Below are 22,169 nucleotides of genomic sequence, written 5' to 3' on the forward strand. Positions count from 1 at the left end.
TTGCTGCACACAGCCGCTGATCTGATTTCAACAGAATCCCGTCTCGGGGCCCATAACTACAAGCCGCTCGACGTGGTGCTGGAACGCGGTGAAGGCGTTCACGTCTGGGACATCGAGGGCAATCGCTATCTCGATTGCCTCTCCGCCTATTCCGCCGTCAACCAGGGCCATTGCCATCCAAAGATCCTCAAGGCGATGACCGAGCAGGCGTCGAAACTGACGCTGACGTCCCGCGCCTTCCGCAACGATCAGTTGGCATTGTTCTATGAAGAACTTGCTGCCCTTACCGGCTCGCACAAGATTCTGCCGATGAACAGTGGCGCGGAAGCTGTCGAGACCGCGATCAAGGCCGTGCGCAAATGGGGCTACGAGGTCAAGGGTGTGCCGGAGAATGCCGCCGAGATCATCGTCTGCTCCGACAATTTCCACGGCCGCACCATGGGGATCGTCGGCTTCAGCACCGATCCTTCCGCCCGCGACAATTTCGGTCCGTTCGCCCCGGGCTTCAAGGTCGTACCCTTCGGCGATATCGACGCTTTCACTGCAGCGCTGAGCCCCAATACCGTCGGCTTCCTTGTCGAGCCGATCCAGGGCGAAGCCGGCGTCCTCATTCCGCCAAAAGGCTATTTCACCAAGGTGCGGGAACTGTGCACTGACAATAATGTCACGCTCATCCTCGACGAAATTCAGACGGGCCTCGGGCGCACCGGCGCGCTGCTCGCCGAGGAGCACGAGGGCATAGAGGCGGATGTGACGCTGATCGGCAAGGCGCTTTCCGGCGGCTTCTATCCAGTCTCGGCTGTTTTGTCGAACAGCGATGTACTCGGCGTCCTCAAGCCGGGACAACATGGCAGCACGTTCGGCGGCAATCCGCTCGCCTGCGCCATTGCCCGCGCGGCGCTACGCGTTCTCACGGAAGAGAACATGATCGAAAACTCCCGCAAGGAGGGAGAATACTTCCTCGAACAGCTCAAGGGCATTCGCAGCAATATCGTGCGGGAAGTGCGCGGTCGTGGCCTGATGCTTGCGATCGAGCTCAATCCGGAAGCAGGCGGCGCCAATCGTTTTTGCTACGAACTCAAGGAACGCGGCATCCTCGCCAAGGATACGCACGGCCACACAATCCGTATCGCGCCGCCGCTCGTCATCAAGCGCGACCAGGTCGACTGGGCGCTCGAACAGTTCGAAACCGTTCTCACCAGCATGAATTGATGGCTGCGAGGCGCGTGGTTGGTGCAACCACGCGCCTCTCTTCTCAGTCTACATGCGGACGCGCTCAGCCTTCGGATCGTACATCGGCCTCAGGGAAGCCTCCGCCTTCACGCGCTCGCCGGCAATCTCGATCTCATATGCGGAAGCCAGGACCTCGTCCGGGTTCTCGCCTTCACTCGGAACGTAGCCAAGCCCGATCGCACCGCCGAGATGGTGGCCGTAATTGCCGGACGTTATGGTTCCGACAATGTTGCCGTCGCGAACAATGGCTTCGTTGTGGAACAGCAACGGTTCAGGATCGCTCAGCTTGAACTGCACCAAGCGGCGATTGAGGCCCTTGTCCTTCTTGCGAAGCACCGCTTCCCGGCCAATGAACTCACCCTTGTCAGCCTTGACGGCAAAGCCCAGACCAGCCTCGAGGACATGATCCTCGTCGGTGATGTCATGGCCGAAATGCCGGAACGCTTTCTCGATGCGGCAGGAATCGAGCGTGTGCAGGCCGCAGAGCTTCAGACCGAGATCTTGGCCGGCCTCTTCGATGGCTTCGAAGACATGCGCCGTCTGATCCGTCGAAACATAAAGTTCCCAACCGAGTTCACCGACGTAAGTCACGCGGTGCGCCCGCGCCAACCCCATGCCGATCTCGATCTCGCGCGCTGTACCGAAAGGATTGGCCTCGTTGGAAAAGTCATTCGGGCTGATTCTCGTGATCAGTTCGCGCGCCATTGGCCCCATGAGGCAAAGCACCGATTCCGCTGCCGTCACATCGGTTATGACGACGAACTCATCGCCAAGATGCTTGCGCATCCATGCGAGATCGCGCTGCAGGGTTGCGCCCGGCACAACAGCGAAGAACGCTGTGTCCGACAGCCGCGTAATCGTAAGGTCGCTCTCGATGCCGCCGCGATTGTTCAGCATTTGCGTATAGACGATACGGCCCGGCTCTACGTCGAGCTGGTTGGCACAGAGCTTTTGCAGGAAAGCCAAAGCATCGCGCCCCTCGATCCTGATCTTGCCGAACGACGTCATATCGAAGAGGCCGACGCCATTGCGCACGGCGAGATGCTCGTCACGCTGGTTGTCGAACCAGTTCTGCCGCTTCCAGGAATAGCGATACTCCGGTTCCTGGCCTTCGCGGGCAAACCAGTTGGCACGTTCCCAGCCGGCGACCTCGCCAAAGACCGCACCGCGCTGCTTCAAATGCTCATGGATCGGCGAGCGCCTAACATTGCGCGACGTTGCCATCTGCCGGTACGGAAAATGGTCGGCGTAGAGCAGCCCAAGCGTTTCGGAGACACGCTCTTTCAGGTACCGCCGGTTCTTCTGGAACGGCTGCGCCCGGCGGATATCGACCTCCCAAAGGTCGAAGGGCGCCTCGCCGTCGTGGATCCACTGCGCCAGCGCCATGCCAGCCCCGCCCGATGACACGATGCCGATGGAATTATAGCCCGCGGCAACCCAATAGCCGCCAAGTTCCGGTGCTTCGCCGAGATAGTAACGATCGTCGGGAGTAAAACTTTCCGGACCATTGAAAAACGTATGGATGCCCGCCGTCCCGAGCATGGGCATGCGGTTGACGCCCATTTCGAGGATGGGTTCGAAGTGTTCGAAATCCTCCGGCAATTGATCGAAGCAGAAATCTTCGGAGATGCCGTTCATGCCCCACGGCTTGGCAACCGGCTCGAACGCGCCAAGCATCATCTTGCCGGCGTCTTCCTTGTAATAGGCGCATTCATCGGGGACACGCAGCACAGGCAGCCGACCAAGTCCTTCAATCGCCTCCGTCACCAGATAAAAGTGCTCGCAAGCGTGGAGCGGTACAGTCACACCTGACGTGGCGGCGAGATCGCGTGCCCACATACCGGCGCAGTTGATGACGACATCGGTTTCAATCGTGCCCTGCTCATCCCCCTTCGACCAGGAAACACCAGCGACACGGCCATTCTTCTTCAGAACGTTGGTCACCTTAACATTCTCTACGATCCTCGCGCCGCGCTGGCGTGCGCCCTTGGCAAGCGCCATGGCGATATTGGCCGGATCGCACTGGCCGTCGAGCGGCAGGTGCACTGCTCCGATGACATCCTCGACATTAAGATGCGGATACATCTCCTTGACTTCTCTAGGAGAAATCTCCCGCACATCTACATCGAAGGCGCGGGCGAGCGATGCTTGCCGGTAAATTTCGTGCTTGCGCTCCTCGGTGAGCGCGACCGTGATCGACCCGACCTGGCGCATGCCGGTCGCGACCTCAGTTTCGGCTTCCAGCTTGACGTAGAGGTCGGCCGAATACTTTGCGAGGCGCGTCATGTTCTGCGATGCACGCAACTGACCGATCAGACCGGCGGCATGCCATGTCGTGCCTGAGGTTAGCTGCTTGCGTTCGAGGAGGACGATGTCGGTCCAGCCGAGCTTCGCCAGATGATAGGCAACGGAGCAGCCCGATACGCCGCCGCCGATGATGACGGCCCGTGCCTTGGTGGGAAGCGAACTCATGCGCGGATTCTTTCGTTCTTGGGATCCCAGAGGGGCTGGTCAGGATGCACAACAGCCTTGCGGCGCTCGCCGAAGATTTCGACTTCGATCTCGGTGCCGGGCTCGGTCAGTTCGGTCTTGAGCATGCCGAGCGCGATCGACTTGTCGATCCGGTGGCCCCAACCCCCGGACGTCGTCTCGCCGACAATATTGCCGTTGTGCCAGAGGGTCGACATATAGGGCGCGTCGCAATCACCGGCATCGACGGTCAACGTGACAAAGCGTTTGTCCACACCGCCCTGCTTTTCGCTCTCAAGCGCAGCCTTGCCGAGGAAGTTGGGCTTTTCCCATTTGACAAATCGTTCGAGCCCGCTTTGCAACGGCGTATAGTCGGTCGAAAGATCGCCTTTCCAGGCGCGATAACCTTTCTCGAGCCGCAGCGAGTCGAGCGCGAACATGCCGAACGGCTTGATCCCGTATTTCTGCCCAGCCTCCCAGATCGCGTCGAAGATCGCCGCGGTGTCCGCAACTTTCGTGTGCACCTCCCAGCCGAGTTCCCCCGCGAACGACACGCGCACGAGCTGGCAGTGCCGTCCGGCGATCTGCGTCGACTGGTGCGTCAGCCAGGGCCGGTCGAGTTCGGCGTCGCATACATCCTTGAAGAGGTCCCGTGCCTTCGGACCGGTGACGATCTGGCAGGAGAGCTGCTCGGTCACATTGTCGATGCTGATTGCGCTTCCCGCGGGCAGGTGCTTGACCAGCCAGTCGCGATCATGCCACTCCGCAACGGCCGCCGTGATGAGGAAGAAGAGATTTTCGTCGATCGCCATGATCGACATTTCCGTGACGACGCGGCCCTTGTCGTCGGCGAAATAGGCAAGGCCGATCCGGCCGGGCTTGGGGACGATACCGGTAATGAGCGTCGCGAGCCATTCACGCGCGCCCTCGCCGCTCACGCGAAAACGCGTGAAACCCGGCAGATCGAGGATTCCGACTGCGTCGCGCACCGCGTGGCATTCCTCGCGAATACGCTCGTGCCAAGGTCCATTGCGCGAGAAGGTCTGGGTCGCTTCCTCGGATGTGTCGTCACCGGGCCTCGCATACCAGTTCGCGCGTTCCCAGCCGTTGTAAGGCCCGAATTGACCGCCGAGCTTGGCGATACGGTCATGGAGTGGCGAGAGCTTCTTGTTGCGGCCCGCAGGCCAGGTGTGGCGCGGAAAATGGATCGCATATTCGTGGCCATAGACTTCGAGTCCCTTGGCAACGCAATAATCGGGATCGGTGAAACCGGTGAAGCGGCGCGGATCGCATGACCACATGTCCCACTCGGTGGCGCCTTCCGTCACCCATTCGGCAAGCACCTTGCCGGCGCCGCCTGCCTGGGCGATGCCGAAGGTGAAGACGCAGGCCTCGAAGGCATTGGGAACGCCGGGCATTGGCCCGATCAGCGGATTGCCATCCGGCGCATAGGGGATGGGGCCGTTGATGATCTTGGAAAGGCCGGCAGTGCCGAGGATCGGCACGCGGGCAATGGCATCGTTCAAATACCAGTCGAGACGTTCAAGATCGTCCGGAAAGAGCTGGAACGAGAAATCGTCAGGCATCGGATCATCCGGCGTCGCCCAATGTGCGCGGCAGTTTCGCTCATAGGGCCCGAGATTCATGCCGTTCTTTTCCTGGCGCAGATAATAGGACGAATCGACGTCGCGCAGCAGCGGCAGCTTGTGGCCATTCTCGCGTGTCCAGGCGGCGATCTCGGGAATTTCGTCGAATAGCAGATATTGATGGCTCATGACCATCATCGGCACGTCACGGCCAAACAGCTTGCCGATTTCCTGAGCGCGGTAGCCGGCGGCATTGACGACATATTCGCAGCGGATCTCGCCCTGCGGTGTCGCGATCACCCACTCGTCCTTGTCGCGGCGCGCACCCGTCACGGGGCAGAAGCGGATGATCTTCGCGCCCATGTCGCGCGCACCCTTCGCAAGCGCTTGTGTCAGCTGCGCCGGATCGATGTCACCGTCGTTCGGATCGTAGAGTGCGCCGGCAAGTTCGTGCGTCGCGATGAACGGATAGCGCCCGTTGATTTCATCGACGCCGAGCACGTCGATATCCATGCCCTGATAGCGGCCCATGCTCTTGACGCGTTCGAACTCGCGCATGCGCTCCTTGCTATGGGCAAGGCGCAGCGAGCCGGTCACATGATAGTTCATGGGATAATCGACTTCGGCGGCAAGATTGCGATAAAGCTGCGCCGAATAGCGCTGCATGTTCATGACCGACCACGAAGCCGAGAAAGTTGGAACGTTGCCGGCGGCATGCCATGTCGAACCCGAGGTCAATTCATTCTTTTCGAGCAGGACGCAATCGGTCCAGCCGGCCTTGGCGAGGTGATAAAGCGCGGAAACGCCGACCGCTCCGCCACCGATGATGACGACGCGCGCCGACGTTGGAAACTCAGACATATAAATTCTCCCGTGGTCTCATGCCATTTTCGGGGCCGGGTTCAAGCCCGACCGATTTCATCGAGGTACCACTGGATGTACCGCAACTCGTTATATTCCATTGGCGCAATCGGGCCCGGCACAAAATAGTTCGACCGCACGCCCCGCGCCGTATGTTCGATGATCGTCTTGTCCTCTGCCGTCGTCACTTTCCACAGCCAGGTCAGCTTTTCGAGATCGTAGTCCTTGCCTTCCTCGGCATCGCCGCGCACCAGCCAGATCAGTTCCATCTCGCAGGTATCGACCGTCTTCGGGATGAAGCGGTAAATCATGCCATGATCGGGATAGCAGACGAGGAAGCTGGTGCCGCCGAGGTGAATGGAGGTCACGCCGCCATCGAACTCGGTGAAACGGCCCATGAGCGGCGCAACGGGTGATCCGTCTTCGCTGCCGCTCTTGACGCCGTCGTAGAGCGCATAGCGGAACGTGTGGATCGCTTCCTTACCCTGCGCGGAATTCTGCCAGTTGTCGCCGGTCGCAATGTCTATGCCGAGCGCGCAGGTGCGCTGCTCCATCTTGGCATTGAGTTCGACGATCTTCTCCGCCGGCTGTTCCAGCGCATGGGTCTGCGAGTATTCCGGATGCGCTGGACCGCAGTGGTAGCATTCCACATAATTCTCGACTGCAAGCTTCCAGTTGGCATCGACGGCATAGGTTTCGCGATACGCCACCTTGGCGTCGCCCCAGCCATATTGACCGCAGGTGGTGCGCAGCGACTGCTCGATAATCGAGAAGTCCAGAGGTTCGTCGGCAAAGCAGATGAAAATCAGGCCATCCGCAACGCGGACATGCAGCTTCTTGAGGCCGTGCGCCGTACGGTCGAAGTCGCGCGGCATCAGGCGCGCGGCGCGAAGGCTGCCGTCATTGGCATAGGTCCAGGCATGATAGGGGCAGACGAAGAATCGGGCGTTGCCCTTCTGCTTGGTGCAGACCTCCGCGCCGCGATGGCGGCAGACATTCAGGAACGCATGGATCGAACCATCTTCGGTGCGCGAAACGATGATCGCTTCGGCGTCGATCTTGAACAATTCGAAATCACCCGCGTTCGGGATGATGCTGGCATGGCCGATGCAATGCCAATGACGCCGAAAGACCCTCTCCATATCAAGGGCATAGACGTCCGGATCCATGTAGAAGGCGCGCACGAGGCCATGCCCTGGCCGATGATCGGCCACCAGACGATCAATCTTGTCCAGAGCCGGTGCAAGTTCTGCAAAAGCCTGTTCCGCCGCCATTTCATTCTCCGAAAAAGATTGTTTCTGGACGCTTATTGTTTCTCAGGTGCGTCGCAGTTTAGAATGATTCCGCATTGAGCGGCATTCAAGCGATGGTTGCTCATAAAGACATGAATTATTCTCACGCATCTGATTTCGACAAGGTTTCTCCGCCATGATGTCCAAACCCCGGATACCCCCGCTCGGCTCCTTGCGGGCATTCGAGGCATCGGCGCGGCTGCTGAGCTTCCGTCTGGCAGGCGATGAACTTGGGGTCACGCAGTCGGCGATAAGTCACCGCATCTCGGAACTCGAGACGATCCTCGGGGTCAAGCTTTTCGAGCGGCTGCCGCGGGGCGTTTCGCTTACCGACGCCGGCACGCTCTACTACCCCTACATGCGCGATGCCTTCGAGAAGATCGCGCGTGGCAGCGCGCTGATCAATCGGCTCGGCACGACGGACGATCTTGCGATCGAAACCTACTCGACCTTCGCAATACGCTGGCTCATCCCGCGCCTTTCCGATTTCCGCAAGGTCAATTCCAATCTGGCCATCCGCATCGGCACCAGCCAACTCGATTGGGAGCTCAATATCGACAGTTCCGATATCGGCATCATCCATACGACGCGGCCGGAGCGGCTCAATCTGCACTACCGGTTGCTGGCCAAGGCGGAGATGTTTCCGGTCTGCAATCCGCAGGTGGCGGCACGCATGGGTGGAGGCGACGCCAAGGCATTGAGCAATGTGCCGCGCCTCGCACTCTATACCTCGCCGGAAGATTGGGGGACGTGGCTTGAGGCCGCGAACATCGCCGATACGGGCCGCGCTGTCACATTGAAGTTCGACACCTACCTCGCCGCCTTGCAATCGGCCCTCGACGGCCAAGGCGTGTGCGTTGCACCGGATTTCCTGGTCGCCGACGACCTCAGGGCCGGACGCCTCGTCGCGCCATTCGCGCTGAGGGTGCCGCAGCCCGGCGCATGGTACATGATCTGCCGTAAGGAGCGGGTCGGCGAGGCCAGAATCCGGCAATTCGAACGCTGGCTCGTCGAACAATTCGGCGGTGAACCTATTTCTTCTTGATGCCGATCGCCCGGCCGACGCGATCCGGCGCCGGCAGTTGGGCGTGTTCCTTCATATAAAACTCAAGCTTGGGCAGCACGTCTTCCGGAAACGGCGTCACTTTCGGCCCGCTCATGTCGACATGCAGCGAGAGCACCTCGCACGTTGCCGCAACCCAGCCATCCTTATGGATGATTTCAAGATAGGTGTGCAGTCGCTTGCTGTCATAATCGATGAGCTGGTTGGTGACGGTCACGACATCATCAAGGTGGAGCTCCTGCACGTAGCAGATGTGCACCTCGGCCGTGTAGATCGTCAGCTTCCGCTCGGCCGCGTATGTGGGGCCAAAACCGAGCTCCGACAGGAACTCGTCGCCGCCCCTGTCAAAGACGACATTGTAATAAGCCATGTTGAGATGGCCGTTATAGTCGATCCATTCCTTCTCGATGGGGATGGGCGCCGAATGATAGAGTTCAGCGTCTCGATTGGTTGCTAGCATGTTATGGTCCTCGTTCTTGGCGAGCCGACGCCTGTCGATCGCTGGATTTGAAACATGGGTGCCTCGCCTTCCGCTGTGCCAAAAGCGACGAGCCGTGGCGGTTCCCTCATCAATGGTTCGGCCGGAAAGCGCTTGGCGGCTTGCCCTCGAAACTCCTGAATGTCCGTGTGAATGCAGCAGCCGAGGAAAATCCCGTCCGCGCAGCGATATCCGCCAGCGGCGATTTCGTGTCGGTAATGAGCCGCCGCGCCACCTTGAGCCGCAAGCGCAGATAGTATCGTCCGGGCCCCTCGCCGACCGCTTTTGCGAAGATTTTCTCAAGGCTGCGCGCGCTGAGCCCGCAACGCCGGGCGATGGCGCCGACTGTCAGGGGCGCATCGATATGGGCTTCCATGAGGCGGATCGCGCCCGCAAGCTTGGGATGCACATCGTCGAGCCGGCCCAACGAAACCAGCGGCTGCGCGTCGCTCGACGTATGCGCCTCGTCATAGATGAAGACGCTGGCGACATCGAGGGCGACCGACATGCCATAGCGCGAGCGAATCAAATGCAGCATCAGGTCGAAGGTCGGCGAGGCGCCGCCACTCGTGAAGACAGGACCGTCGATGACATAGCGGTCGGGCCTGATATCGGATTCCGGGAACTCCGCCGTAAACTCCTCCATGTCCTCCCAGTGGGTGGTCGCCTTGCGCCCGGCGAGAAGACCAGCACGGCCAAGCAGCCAGGACCCTGCCTCGATGCCGCCGATCATCTGATAGTGATGGACGGCGCGCCGCAGGTTGGCGGTAAAGGTCGTGCGCGCGATGTCTGAAGTGCCAAAACCACCGATAACCAATAACATATCGCCTTTTACGGAAGCATCGAATGAACCAGAAACCGCAATCGGCAAGCCGCACGTCATCATGGCCGGCTCGCCGTCCAGCGAGACGATTCGCCATTTGAAGAGTATGCTCCCGGAGACGCGGTTGGCCGCGCGCATCGGATCGATTGTCGATGCAACACACATGAGCGAAGCGCCGCTGAAAACGAGGACGGTCACATCCAGCGGTTTGGTGTCGGGCAAAAAGACTGGCGAAGTTTCGCTTTTCATCAATTTCAATTCGTATATCGCAAAGCATCGCTTGGCAATCGGGCCATGATCACGGCAACGAAAAATATGGGAGCAGAGCTATGGGACTTACCCCCAATCGCGAAGTATTCATCACCTGTGCTGTGACCGGCGCGGGAGACACGACAGGTCGTTCCGACAAGGTGCCGGTCACGCCGCGCCAGATCGCCGACGAGTGCATTGCCGCAGCCAATGCCGGCGCTGCAATCGCTCACATCCATGTGCGCGATCCGAAGACCGGCAAGGGTTCTCGCGATGTCGCGCTCTATACCGAGGTCGTCGAGCACATCAAGGCGTCGGGCGTCGACATGGTCTTGAACCTGACCGCCGGGATGGGGGGCGACCTGACGCTCGGCAGTGTCGAGCAGCCAATGCCGCCCTCCGCGATCGGCACCGACATGGCGGGCGCGACCGAGCGCCTCGAACACGTCGCCAAGCTTCGTCCGGAAATCTGCACGCTCGACTGCGGCACGATGAACTTCGGCGAAGGCGACTACGTCATGACCAATACGCCGGCGATGCTGAAGGCAATGGCGGCGCAGATAACGGCACTCGGCGTTCGCCCCGAGGTTGAAATCTTCGATACCGGCCACCTGCTTCTCGCCAAGTGGCTCTACGACCAGAAGCTGCTCGAAGATCCGGTCATGGTCCAGCTCTGCATGGGCATTCCCTGGGGCGCGCCCGATGATATCCATACGCTTTTGGCCCTCACCAACAATCTGCCGAAAAACTGGACGTTCTCCGCTTTCTCGATCGGCCGCAACCAGATGCCCTATGCGGCGATGGCCATGCTTGCCGGCGGCAATATCCGTGTCGGTCTTGAAGACAATATCTGGCTCGACAAGGGCGTGCTTGCCACCAACGGCCCACTGGTCGAGCGGGCAGTAAAGGTTGCCGAAGGCATCGGCGCAAAGATTCTTGGACCGAACGACGTCCGCGAGCGCATGAAACTCACAAAGGGCTGGTGATAGAATGGCTGGAATTCGCAAGGCTGCGGCGGTTGGCGGCGGCGTAATTGGTGCGGGCTGGGTGGCTCGCCTTCTTCTCAACGGCATCGACGTTTCGATCTACGATCCGGATCCCGAGGCTGAGCGCAAAGTCAGCGAGGTGATGAAGAATTCTCGCCGCGCCTATAAGACCATGGTGCCGGACGGCTTGCCGAAAGAAGGAAAGCTGACATTCGCCAAGTCCATACAGGAAGCCGTCGACGGCGCTGACTTCATTCAGGAAAGCGTTCCCGAACGGCTCGAACTGAAGCACAAGGTACTTGCCGAGATCGACAAGCATGCCGCGACGGATGCTATTGTCGGTTCATCCACCTCGGGCATTCTCCCGTCCGACATGCAGACCGCGATGAAGCACCCCGAGCGTCTTGTCGTCGGGCATCCCTATAACCCGGTCTATCTGCTGCCGCTCGTCGAAATCGTCGGCGGCAAGCTGACCTCTCCAGACGCTGTCGAAAAAGCGCGCGAACTCTATGCCTCCATCGGCATGAAGCCGGTGGTCATCCGCAAGGAGATCGAGGCTTTCGTCGGCGATCGCCTACTCGAGGCGGTCTGGCGCGAGTCGCTTTGGCTGATCAAGGACGACATTACCACCGTCGAGGAACTCGACGATATCATGCGCTATTCATTCGGCATTCGCTGGGCGCAGATGGGCATGTTCCAGGTCTATCGCGTCGCCGGCGGCGAAGCGGGCATGCGCCACTTCATCGCCCAGTTCGGTCCCTGCCTGTCCTGGCCGTGGACCAAGCTCATGGACGTGCCCGAACTAACCGAAGAACTGGTGGACAAGATCGCCAACCAGTCGGATGAGCAGGCGCACGGCCTTTCGATCCGCGAACTCGAACGCATCCGCGACGACAATCTCGTGGCGATCATGGAAGCGCTGTCGCGCCAGAACAAGGGCAAGGGTTGGGGCGCGGGCGCCCTCTACAAGGATTATACGAAGCGCCTCTCGAAGCTCGCCCAGAAGCCGGCGACCTCCAAGGCCGCCGAGAAGGCCAAAGCCAACAAGCCCAAGAAAAAGAAGGACTAACGCAGATGGATTTCGGTCTTTCGGAGGAGCAAAGGCTGATCGTCGAAACGACGCGCGCCTTTGTCGAGAACGAACTCTACCCGCACGAAGCGGAGGTGGAACGCACGGGCGTGTTGCGCAAGGAACTCGCCGACGAGCTCAAGCAGAAGGCGATGGAAGCTGGACTTTATGCAGCCAACATGCCAGCCGAAGTCGGCGGCGCGGGGCTCGATACCGTCACCTGGCTGCTCTACGAAAAGGAACTCGGCCGCGCCAATTATGCGTTGCACTGGACCTGCGTCGGGCGCCCGTCGAATATCCTGCTTGCAGGTACCGATGCGCAGAAAGAGAAATACCTCTACCCCTGCATTCGCGGCGAAAAGTCCGACTGCCTGGCCATGACCGAACCCGGCGCGGGCTCGGACTTGCGCGGCATGAAGGCGACCGCTGTCGAAAAAGGCGGCGACTGGGTCGTCAACGGCACCAAACATTTCATCAGCCACGCGCTCGAAGCCGATTTCGTCATACTCTTTGTTGCATCGGGCGAAGAAGAGACGCCGCGCGGCAAAAAGAAGAAAATCACCGCCTTCTTCGTCGACAAGGGCCACCCCGGCATGACGATCCGCGAAGGCTACCGCAATGTCTCGCATCGCGGTTATACCAATGCCATCGTTGAATTCGACGATTGCCGCCTGCCGCAGGAAGCGATCCTCGGCGAAGTCCACAAAGGCTTCGAGGTCGCCAACACCTGGCTTGGAGCAACCCGCTTGCAGGTTGCGGCGACGTGCCTTGGCCGCGCGGAACGTGCGCTCGGCCACGCCATTGAATATGCTGCCCAGCGCCAACAGTTCGGCCAGCAGATCGGCAAGTTCCAGGGCGTTTCGTTCAAGCTCGCTGATATGGCAACCGAGCTCAAGGCGGCGGATCTTCTGACCTTCGAGGCCGGGTGGAAGTTCGACCAGGGCACGGTGACCGACCAGGACATGGCCATGGCCAAGTTGAAGGCGACCGAAACGCTGGCCTTCGTCGCCGATGAAGCCATCCAGATTCACGGCGGCATGGGCCTTATGGATGACCTGCCGCTCGAACGCATCTGGCGGGATGCCCGTGTTGAGCGCATCTGGGAAGGCACGTCCGAGATCCAGCGGCACATCATCTCGCGTGCCCTGCTCCGCCCGCATGGCGCATAACGGAGCATTTCATGGCATCGCATAAGCTCGACCGGCTGCTTCGGCCAAAATCCATTGCTGTCTTCGGTGGCCTCCAGGCCATCGAAGTCATCAGGCAATCACAGAAAATGGGCTTTACCGGCGAGATTTGGCCGGTCCATCCCAAGCATGACGAGATCCTCGGCCTCAAGGTCTATCGCTCGGTGGCCGATCTCCCCGGAAGTCCTGATGCCGCCTTTGTCGGCGTCAACCGTTTCGTCACGCTTGATATCGTGCGGCAGTTGCGCGATGCCGGCGCCGGCGTCGCGGTCTGCTATGCCTCGGGCTTCCTTGAAGCCGGCGCGGACGATGCCGATGGCGCACGCTTGCAAGATGAGCTCGTCGAAGCGGCAGGCGACATGCCGATCATCGGACCGAACTGCTACGGCCTTATCAATTATTGCGACGGCGCCCTGCTCTGGCCTGACCAGCACGGCGGACGCCGGCTTGCTGCCGACGAGCGCGGCGTTGCGATCATCACGCAATCGTCCAACATCGCCATCAACATGACGATGCAGAACCGCGGATTGCCGATCGCCCACGTCATGACCGCGGGCAACCAGGCGCAGACCGGCCTTCCCGACATGGCGATCGCACTTCTCGAAGACGACCGCGTGACTGCGCTCGGTCTGCATATCGAAGCATTCCAGTCGGCGCCGAAATTTGAGGCTCTGGCAAAACGGGCGCGTGAACTCGGCAAGCCGATTGTCGCCATGAAGGTCGGCCGGTCGGCGCAGGCACGCGCGGCGACGGTCTCGCACACCGCATCGCTAGCAGGGTCGGACGCTGCATCCGACGCGTTCCTGAAGCGGCTCGGCATCGCCCGCGTCAACTCAATTGCCTCGTTCCTCGAAACGTTGAAGTTCCTCCACGTCCATGGCCCTCTCGATGGCAACACACTGTGCTCGATGAGCTGTTCAGGCGGCGAGGCATCTGTGATGGCAGACAGCGCCGAGGGCCGCTCGGTGGAATTTCCGGCGCTAACACCGGAACACAGGGCGCGCGTCAAGGCAACGCTCGGGCCGCTCGTCGCCGTGGCGAACCCGCTCGACTATCATACTTTCATCTGGAACAACGAGCCGGCTCTGACTGAGACCTTCACCGCAATGGTTTCCGGCGGCTTCGCCTTAAGCTGCCTTGTTCTCGATTTTCCGCGCAAGGATCGCTGCTCCGACGTGGATTGGTGGTCGACGGTGCGCGGCTTCGAAAGTGCGCTCAAGACCAATCGCGCCAAGGGAGCGATTGTCGCCTCCTTATCCGAAAACATTCCGGAAGAGTATATGGCCGGGCTGATGGAAAGCGGGATCGCGCCTCTTTGCGGCATTACCGAAGCGTTCGACGCCGCCGAGGCTGCCGCGTTCATCGGCCGTGCCTGGAAGCTTGCCGCTTCCGCACCCGTCGCAGCACCTGGCAGTTCAAACGCTTACGAACCCGCCTCTCCCGATGAGGCGGACGCCAAGGCGCTGTTGCGCAGGCTGGAACTCCCCGTACCGGAAGGTCGCCGATGCCAGACAGCCGATGAGGCAGTCCTTATCGCGAACGGTCTCGGCTATCCGGTTGCCTTGAAGGCGCTCGGCATCGCCCACAAATCCGAGCATAATGCGGTGCGCCTGAACCTCAAAGGCAGCGATGAAGTTCGAAGCGCGGCGAATGACCTTGCCGGCCTTGGAACAGGACTTTACGTGGAGCGCATGGTAACGGGTGCTGTCGCCGAACTCATTGTCGGCATAGTCGATGATCCGCAGTTCGGCCCGGTCATGACGCTTGGAACCGGCGGCGTTCTCGTCGAACTGCTGCAGGATACGGCGACGTTGCTGCTGCCATCGAGCCGTGAAGATATCGAGGCGGCACTGCGTTCGCTCCGCATGTTCCCGCTACTCGACGGCTATCGCGGCAGGAAGCCGGCCGATCTTGATGCCGCGATTGATGCCATAGCTGCAATCGCTACTTTTGCCGTGAAGAATGCAGGCCGCATAGCCGAGCTGGATATCAATCCGCTGCTCGTCTGCGGCAAGGGAGACGGCGCGTGGATTGCCGATGCGCTGCTGGTCACAAAGGGAGAGCTGAATTGAACGACGTTATAAGGACAAGGCGCGAGGGCGGCATTCTCGAGGTCACGCTCGACCGTCCGAAGGCGAATGCGATCGATCTGATCACGAGCCGCCTCATGGGCGAAACGTTCAGAGAATTCCGCGACGATCCCGAATTGCGCGTCGCCATCGTCCAGACCGCCGGAGACAAGTTTTTCTGCGCCGGCTGGGACCTGAAGGCGGCTGCAGGCGGTGACGCCGTCGACGGCGACTATGGTGTCGGCGGTTTCGGTGGTCTGCAGGAGTTGCGCGATCTGAACAAGCCAGTCATCGCCGCGGTCAACGGCATGGCCGTCGGCGGTGGTTTTGAACTCGCGCTTTCCTGCGATATGATCCTCGCATCTGATCATTCGAGCTTTGCCCTGCCCGAAATTCGGGCCGGCACTCTTGCCGACGCCGCGACCGTCAAATTGCCCAAGCGCATTCCCTATCACGTCGCGATGGACCTGCTTCTTACCGGTCGCTGGATGGATGTCGCCGAGGCGCATCGCTGGGGTCTCGTCAATGAGGTTCTGCCCAAGGACAGGCTGATGGAGCGTGTCTGGGAGATCGCCCGCCTCCTCGAAAGCGGTCCGCCGCTCGTTTTCGGCGCGATCAAGGAAGTCGCGCGCGAAGCAGAGAACATGACATTCCAGCAGGCAATGAATATGATCACCAAGCGGAAGTTCCGCACGGTCGATATCCTTTATGCCTCGGAAGACGGACAGGAAGGATTCAAGGCTTTTGCCGAGAAGCGTGAACCTGTCTGGAAGGGTAGATGAGCACAGACTATTCCGTCCTGATCGATAAAGAGACCTGGGCGTTCATCGACAGGACGAACAGTTTCTATCCCCCGAACGCGATAGACCTGACTATCGAAGAGCAGCGCGGCGTCTATAACACGATGTGCCGCGCATTCTTTGCCGGCTATCCAGAGGCAGTGTCATCGATGGATGCGTTCATCGACGCGCGCGACCACCGGATACCGGTCCGTGTCTATGACAAAAGCGGCTCAAAGCCCGAAGCCGTCTGCCTCTATTTCCACGGTGGCGGCTTCGTCGTCGGCGGGCTCGACAGCCATGATGATGTCTGCGCCGAGATTTGTGATGGAACGGGCTTTCGCATCGTCTCCGTCGATTATCGCCTTGCACCCGAGCACCTGCACCCCACGGCGTTCCGCGACTGCCGCGCAGCCTTCGAACACGTGGCCGTAACCTCGGATCTTCCAATCATTATTTGCGGAGATAGCGCCGGCGGCAATCTGGCTGCGGCAGTCACCCATCACGTCCGCCTCCATGACCGCGCACCGATCGGCCAGGTTCTCATCTATCCGGGGCTCGGCGGCGCTACCGATCAAGGCTCGTATCTCACGCACGCCGAAGCACCGATGCTGTCGACGCGTGATACTGTCTACTACGCCAATATTCGTGGCGGCGGCTTCAACTGGTCCACTGATCCGCGTTTCGCGCCCCTCAACGATCCGGATTTTGGCGGGCTGCCGCCGACAGTTGTCATTTCGGCCGAATGCGATCCGCTCTCGGACGATGGCCGGCACTACCGCGACAAGATTCTCGCAGCGGGCGGCAAGGCTATCTGGAACAATGAGCCGGGCCTGATCCACGCTTATCTTCGCGCCCGCCACAGCGTCGAGCGGGCGCGGTCAAGCTTCCGGCGGATCGTTACCGCCGTGCATCTGCTCGGGCAAGGCCGCTGGCCCGGCCAACTTTGATTCATCTAATTCCCGGCGCTCGCCATGCGCCGGTTCTTCATCGCGCCTTCGAGCCAGCCAAGCTCCATTTCCGGAACCGACGACAGCAGCAGATCCGTATAGGCGTCGAAAGGCGGCTTCAGCACCTCGGTCTTCGGACCGTAGCGCACCACTTCGCCGCGATACATGACTGCGATCGCATCAGCGATGGATTTGACCACGGCAAGATCGTGGGTGATGAAGATATATGCGACGTTCTCGTCCTTCTGCAGATCAAGCAGAAGCTTGAGGATGCCGTCGGCCACCAGCGGATCGAGAGCGCTCGTCACCTCGTCGCAGATGATAAGCTTGGGCTTGGCCGCAAGCGCGCGCGCAATGCAGACACGCTGCTTCTGTCCGCCTGACAGCTCGGCCGGGTAGCGATCGGCAAAGCCCGTCCCCATCTCGATCTTGTCGAGCAGTTCGCGAACACGAGCATCGCGTTCCCTGCCTCTCATGCCGAAATAGAATTCGAGCGGCCGGCCGATAATCGTGCCGATGGTCTGGCGCGGGTTCATCGCGACATCCGCCATCTGGTAGATCATCTGCAACTCGCGCAGATCGTTGCGCGTCCGGTTGGCGAGGCGCGGCGACAGCGTACGCCCGTTGAACGTGATGCTCCCTTCCATCGGCGGCAACAGCCCGGTGATGGCGCGCGCCAGCGTCGACTTGCCGGAACCGGACTCGCCGACGACGGCCAGCGTCTGGCCAAGATGGACGTCGACGGTAACGTTCTTGAGCACCTTGACCAGTCCGCCCCCATAGGCCGCGGTAATGTTGTTGACCGCCAGCACAGGCGCATCGTTCGGGTTCTTCTGCTCGTGCGGAATGTGATGCACGGAAACAAGCTGGTTGGTGTATTGCTGGCGCGGCTCCTTGATGATCTGGCGTGTATCGCCATATTCGACGAGCTTGCCATGGCGCAGCACCATGATGTCGTCGGCGACCTGCGCCACGACAGCAAGATCATGCGTGATATAGAGCGCGGCGACGTTGGTGTCGTGGATGGCCTCCTTGATCGATGCCAGCACGTCGATCTGGGTGGTCACGTCCAGCGCCGTCGTCGGTTCATCGAAGACGATGAGGTCGGGCTCCGAGCACAATGCCATGGCAGTCATCGCGCGTTGCAACTGGCCGCCGGATACCTGATGGGGAAAGCGCTGACCGAACGTCTCGGGATTCGGAAGTCCAAGCTTCTTAAACAAGCCAATCGCACGCTTCTCGGCTTCTGCCCTCGAACATATACGGTGCAGAAGCGCTGCTTCTATGACCTGGTCCATAAGCTTGCGGGCGGGATTGAACGAGGCGGCAGCCGACTGTGCGACGTAACAGACCTCCTTGCCCCGGACCTGGCGCAACAGGCGCGGGCCACCTTTGACAAGATCGCGGCCGTTGAGGATCACTTGCCCGCCAGTAATGCGCACGCCTCCCCGGCCATAGCACATGCTTGACAGGCCAATCGTGGATTTGCCGGCGCCCGACTCGCCGATAAGGCCGAGCACCTTGCCGCGCTCGAGCTTGACCGACACGTCGTCAACGATGACGACGTTGCGCGGCGGCTCACCGGGTGGGTAGCTGGTGGCCTCGATGCGCAGGTTCTGGATATCGAGCAGGAGACCGGTCTTGTCCTTCCTTGGTGCCTTAGCCATTGCGACCTCCCTTCAGACTTGTCGTCCGGTTCAATATCCAATCGGCAACGAGGTTGACCGAGATCGCGAGAACGGCAATCGCCGCTGCGGGAATAAGCGCCGCCGGCACGCCGAAGACGATGCCTTCCTTGTTTTCCTTGACCATGCCGCCCCAGTCGGCATCCGGCGGTTGCACGCCGAGCCCGAGGAAGGAAAGCGCCGACAGGAAAAGCACCGCAAAGATAAAGCGCAGCCCGAGTTCAGCGATAAGCGGAGTGAGCGCATTGGGCAGGATTTCGCGAAATATGATCCATACCCGCCCCTCGCCGCGCAGCTTTGCAGCCTCGACAAAGTCCATGACGTTGATATCCACCGCGACGGCCCGCGCCAGTCGATAGACGCGGGTGGCGTCGAGCAGGCCCATAACGAAAATGAGCGTGACCACATTGGCAGGCAAGACCGAAAGCACGACGAGCGCAAAGATCAGCGTCGGGATTGCCATGATCAGATCGACAAAGCGTGACATGAGCTGGTCGAACCATCCGCCGACGACGGCGGCGGCGAACCCCAGCACCGATCCGAGAATAAAGGAAAGGGCCGTCGCCATGGCGGCGATGAAGATCGTGATGCGTGCACCGTAGATCATACGCGACAGGAGATCACGGCCGAGATTATCGGTACCGAGCAGATACTTGGCCGACGAGGGCTCCCATACGTCACCTACCGTCTCGCCGACGGGATATGGCGCGACCCATGGAGCGAATACAGCCGCAAACAGGAACACGGCGGTGATGATGAGGCCGATCCATGCGCTGATGGGAATAGCTTTGACGTTCAGCATGGCGCGCCCCTACTTCGGATGCCGGAGGCGGGGATTGGAAACAATCGCCACGATGTCAGCAATGATGTTCAAACTTATGTAGACGGCCGCGAAAACCAGCCCGCATGCCTGCACGACCGGAACGTCGCGCTTAGCCACGTGGTCGACAAGATACTGGCCCATCCCCGGATAAACAAAGATCACCTCGACCACGACGACGCCGACCACGAGAAATGCGAGGTTGAGCATCACGACGTTGACAATCGGCGCAATCGCATTGGGAAACGCATGCCGGGTAATGATCTGAAGCGGCGAAAGCCCCTTCAGTTCGGCCGTTTCTATATATGCAGACTGCATGACGTTGAGGATTGCTGCACGCGTCATGCGCATCATATGCGCGAGAACAACGAGCGTTAGCACCGTCACCGGCAATGCAATCGCGCTCAGCCGCTCGCCGAGCGGCATGCCCTCATAGACGGTCGATACGCTCGGGAACCACTGCAGCCGCACCGCAACGAAATATATGAGCAGGTAGCCGGTGAAGAACTCGGGCAGCGAGGTCGAAGCGAGACCAAGGCCGGAGATCAGCTTATCGACGAAGCCGTTGCGGTAGCGCACCGCCAAGAGCCCGAGCATGATGGCGAGCGGAATGGAGACCACCGCCGCCCAGAATGCCAGGAACAGCGTATTCCATAGCCGCTCCTTCAGCGACGTCGCGATATCCTGTCCGCTGGAAAGTGCCGTCCCGAGATCGCCGGTCAGGATCCCGCCGAGCCAGCGCAGGTAGCGAATATAGGCAGGGTCGTTCAGACCCATGTCACGCCGCAGGTTTTCAAGCGCCTGCGGCGTGGCCGATTGGCCGAGGATGGATTGGGCCACGTCGCCCGGCAGGATTTGCGTGCCGGCAAAGATGAGCACCGAGACCGCAAGCAGGAGCAGAAGGCCCATCGCAATGCGCTGGGCCACCAGTTTCAGGACAGGTGCACTCATCCGCCCGGCGCCGATCAGGCGTTCAGCCAGCAGCGCGACAGAGCATAGCCGCCGCTCATCTCCTGATTGCCGTCCGGCACCCAGCCGCCGACCTTGGCGCTGGTCGCGTCGATGAAGTCGTTGAACATCGGCACGATGACACCGCCTTCATCGCGAACGATGATGGCCATGTCGCGGTACATCTGCTTGCGCTTGCCCTCATCGAGTTCGCCGCGCGCAGTGATCAGCATCTGGTCGAACTTGGGATTGAAGAAGCGCGTGTCGTTCCAGTCGGCCTTCGAATAGTAGGCCGTGGAATACATCTGGTCCTGCGTCGGACGTCCGCCCCAATAGGATTCCGAGAAGGGCTGCTTGTTCCAGACTTCCGACCAGTAGCCGTCGCCAGGCTCGCGCTTGACTTCGATTTTGATGCCGGCCTTGGCAGCGCTCTGCTGATAGAGCTGTGCCGCATCGACGGCGCCCGGGAAGGCGACATCGGATGTGCGCAGGAGAACGGTGCCGTCATGGCCGGACTTCTTGAAGTGGAACGCGGCTTTGTCCGGATCGTAGGTGCGCTGCTCGATATCATCGGAGAACAGCGGATAGGCCTTGTTGATCGGGAAGTCATTGCCGACGGAGCCGTAGCCGCGCAGAATCTTCTGCACCATCTCTTCGCGGTTCATGGCGTATTTCAGCGCAAGTCGCAGATCCACATTATCGAAGGGTGCCGTGTTGCAATGTGCAATGAACACGTAATGTCCCTTGCCGGCCACGTTCTGGATGGTCACGCCGGGGACGCGCTTAACGAGATCGACAATCTTCGGCTCGACGCGGTTGATCATGTGAACCTGTCCGGACTGAAGAGCCGCGGTACGGGCGGTCGCATCGTTGATGACGATGATTTCGATCTGGTCGGCATGGCCGCGCTTGTCGCCGTTCCAGTAGTTGGCGAACTTTTCGCCAATGTGACGTACGCCCGGCTGATCGGTGACGACTTTGTATGGTCCCGTCCCGATACCTGCGGTGGGCTTGTCCTTGCCGCCGTTCGGCTGGATCATAAGGTGATAGTCGTCCATCAGGAACGGCAGGTCGGCGTTGGCTTCTTTCAATGTGAAAACAACGGTATCGCCGTCCTTCTTCACGTTCTCGATGCCGCCCATGATACCAAGGGCGCCCGACTTGGAATTCGCGTCCGAGTGGCGTTCCATGGTGGCGACAACGTCGTCCGGCGTCATTTCCTTGCCGTCGTGGAATTGTACACCCTTGCGGATCTTGAAGGTCCATACCTTCGCGTCGTCCGATGAGCCCCACTCTTCGGCAAGTTTCGGCTCAAGCTTGCCATCGGGCTGAATCTCGACAAGCTGCTCGCCCCACTGGCGGCCGAATTTGTAGGGCACCTGGCTTTGCCAGGTCGCAGGGTCAAGACTGTCCGTGGATGCACCGCCCTGCATGCCCGCCTTGAGCGTGCCGCCCTTTACAGGCCCTTCGGCAAGTGCTGCGCTGGACAGAAGGGAGTTGGCAAATACGGTCGTAACACCAAGTGCGGCGGCCCTGCCGAGGAAGTCGCGGCGGGAGATGTGACCGCGTGCGACCTTGCGGCTGAGATATTCGAGTTCTTTAGACATACCAGTTCCCCTTCT

Annotated in this window: 17 protein-coding genes; 8 read left to right on the top strand and 9 right to left on the bottom strand. The window is 60.4% G+C overall.

Annotated elements, in window-relative coordinates; translation table 11 throughout:
• Positions 1 to 3: 3 nt before the first annotated feature.
• On the top strand, positions 4 to 1,212 hold the full coding sequence (gene rocD / locus HQ945_RS00240) for an ornithine--oxo-acid transaminase (RefSeq protein ID WP_027232578.1): 1,209 nt from the start codon (positions 4 to 6) through the stop codon (positions 1,210 to 1,212).
• A 48-nt stretch (positions 1,213 to 1,260) separates the two neighbouring features.
• Here rocD and HQ945_RS00245 read toward each other — a convergent pair whose 3' ends face one another.
• Genes HQ945_RS00245 through HQ945_RS00255 form a run of 3 tightly spaced genes read right to left on the bottom strand, consistent with a single transcriptional unit; the run spans position 1,261 to position 7,423 of the window.
• On the bottom strand, positions 1,261 to 3,705 hold the full coding sequence (locus HQ945_RS00245) for a GcvT family protein (RefSeq protein WP_174207519.1): 2,445 nt from the start codon (positions 3,703 to 3,705) through the stop codon (positions 1,261 to 1,263).
• On the bottom strand, positions 3,702 to 6,149 hold the full coding sequence (locus HQ945_RS00250; protein ID WP_174207520.1) for a GcvT family protein: 2,448 nt from the start codon (positions 6,147 to 6,149) through the stop codon (positions 3,702 to 3,704). The genes HQ945_RS00245 and HQ945_RS00250 overlap by 4 nt, the downstream gene beginning before the upstream one ends.
• Positions 6,150 to 6,190: 41 nt before the next feature.
• Positions 6,191 to 7,423 (bottom strand): aromatic ring-hydroxylating oxygenase subunit alpha, encoded by a 1,233-nt coding sequence (locus tag HQ945_RS00255; protein WP_027232575.1) that lies wholly within the window; start codon positions 7,421 to 7,423, stop codon positions 6,191 to 6,193.
• Positions 7,424 to 7,577: 154 nt separating this feature from the next.
• Here HQ945_RS00255 and HQ945_RS00260 point away from each other — a divergent pair, with 154 nt between their 5' ends.
• Positions 7,578 to 8,486, top strand: coding sequence for a LysR substrate-binding domain-containing protein (locus tag HQ945_RS00260; protein ID WP_091922669.1), 909 nt, complete (start codon positions 7,578 to 7,580; stop codon positions 8,484 to 8,486).
• Here HQ945_RS00260 and HQ945_RS00265 read toward each other — a convergent pair.
• Both HQ945_RS00265 and HQ945_RS00270 read right to left on the bottom strand, forming a co-directional pair.
• Entirely contained in the window at positions 8,473 to 8,964 is a 492-nt protein-coding gene (locus HQ945_RS00265; protein WP_036814816.1) for a thioesterase family protein, read from the bottom strand. The genes HQ945_RS00260 and HQ945_RS00265 overlap by 14 nt on opposite strands.
• A gap of 109 nt (positions 8,965 to 9,073) precedes the next feature.
• Positions 9,074 to 10,057, bottom strand: coding sequence for a GlxA family transcriptional regulator (locus HQ945_RS00270; protein WP_425500615.1), 984 nt, complete (start codon positions 10,055 to 10,057; stop codon positions 9,074 to 9,076).
• A 77-nt stretch (positions 10,058 to 10,134) separates the two neighbouring features.
• Here HQ945_RS00270 and HQ945_RS00275 point away from each other — a divergent pair, with 77 nt between their 5' ends.
• Genes HQ945_RS00275 through HQ945_RS00300 form a run of 6 tightly spaced genes read left to right on the top strand, consistent with a single transcriptional unit; the run spans position 10,135 to position 17,094 of the window.
• Positions 10,135 to 11,040: a beta-keto acid cleavage family enzyme gene (locus tag HQ945_RS00275; protein WP_113280048.1), complete on the top strand. Its 906-nt coding sequence runs from the start codon at positions 10,135 to 10,137 to the stop codon at positions 11,038 to 11,040.
• 4 nt (positions 11,041 to 11,044) lie between these two features.
• A complete protein-coding gene (locus HQ945_RS00280) occupies positions 11,045 to 12,109 on the top strand; it encodes a carnitine 3-dehydrogenase (RefSeq protein WP_113280049.1) in 1,065 nt (354 codons plus the stop codon).
• Positions 12,110 to 12,114: 5 nt separating this feature from the next.
• The gene (locus HQ945_RS00285) at positions 12,115 to 13,278 is read left to right on the top strand and encodes an acyl-CoA dehydrogenase family protein (RefSeq protein WP_113280050.1); all 1,164 of its coding nucleotides are present in this window, start codon (positions 12,115 to 12,117) and stop codon (positions 13,276 to 13,278) included.
• Positions 13,279 to 13,289: 11 nt separating this feature from the next.
• Positions 13,290 to 15,368, top strand: a complete 2,079-nt coding sequence (locus HQ945_RS00290) for an acetate--CoA ligase family protein (protein WP_113280051.1) — start codon at positions 13,290 to 13,292, stop codon at positions 15,366 to 15,368.
• Positions 15,365 to 16,147, top strand: coding sequence for a carnitinyl-CoA dehydratase (locus tag HQ945_RS00295; protein ID WP_174207521.1), 783 nt, complete (start codon positions 15,365 to 15,367; stop codon positions 16,145 to 16,147). The genes HQ945_RS00290 and HQ945_RS00295 overlap by 4 nt, the downstream gene beginning before the upstream one ends.
• Entirely contained in the window at positions 16,144 to 17,094 is a 951-nt protein-coding gene (locus HQ945_RS00300; protein ID WP_113280052.1) for an alpha/beta hydrolase, read from the top strand. The genes HQ945_RS00295 and HQ945_RS00300 overlap by 4 nt, the downstream gene beginning before the upstream one ends.
• 5 nt (positions 17,095 to 17,099) lie before the next feature.
• Here the strand turns inward: HQ945_RS00300 and HQ945_RS00305 are convergent, their stop codons facing one another.
• From HQ945_RS00305 to HQ945_RS00320, 4 genes are read right to left on the bottom strand one after another with little or no spacing between them, the layout of a single operon-like run.
• Positions 17,100 to 18,761 (bottom strand): ABC transporter ATP-binding protein, encoded by a 1,662-nt coding sequence (locus HQ945_RS00305; RefSeq protein WP_113280053.1) that lies wholly within the window; start codon positions 18,759 to 18,761, stop codon positions 17,100 to 17,102.
• On the bottom strand, positions 18,754 to 19,581 hold the full coding sequence (locus HQ945_RS00310; protein ID WP_091922653.1) for an ABC transporter permease: 828 nt from the start codon (positions 19,579 to 19,581) through the stop codon (positions 18,754 to 18,756). Before HQ945_RS00310 ends, HQ945_RS00305 begins: the two co-directional genes overlap by 8 nt.
• 9 nt (positions 19,582 to 19,590) lie before the next feature.
• Complete coding sequence (locus HQ945_RS00315; RefSeq protein ID WP_027232564.1) at positions 19,591 to 20,550, bottom strand: ABC transporter permease; 960 nt, start codon at positions 20,548 to 20,550, stop codon at positions 19,591 to 19,593.
• A 14-nt stretch (positions 20,551 to 20,564) separates the two neighbouring features.
• Complete coding sequence (locus HQ945_RS00320; protein ID WP_027232563.1) at positions 20,565 to 22,154, bottom strand: ABC transporter substrate-binding protein; 1,590 nt, start codon at positions 22,152 to 22,154, stop codon at positions 20,565 to 20,567.
• Positions 22,155 to 22,169 lie beyond the last annotated feature (15 nt).

This window comes from Phyllobacterium pellucidum, from assembly GCF_013327855.1.
Classification (GTDB): Bacteria; Pseudomonadota; Alphaproteobacteria; order Rhizobiales; family Rhizobiaceae; genus Phyllobacterium; species Phyllobacterium pellucidum.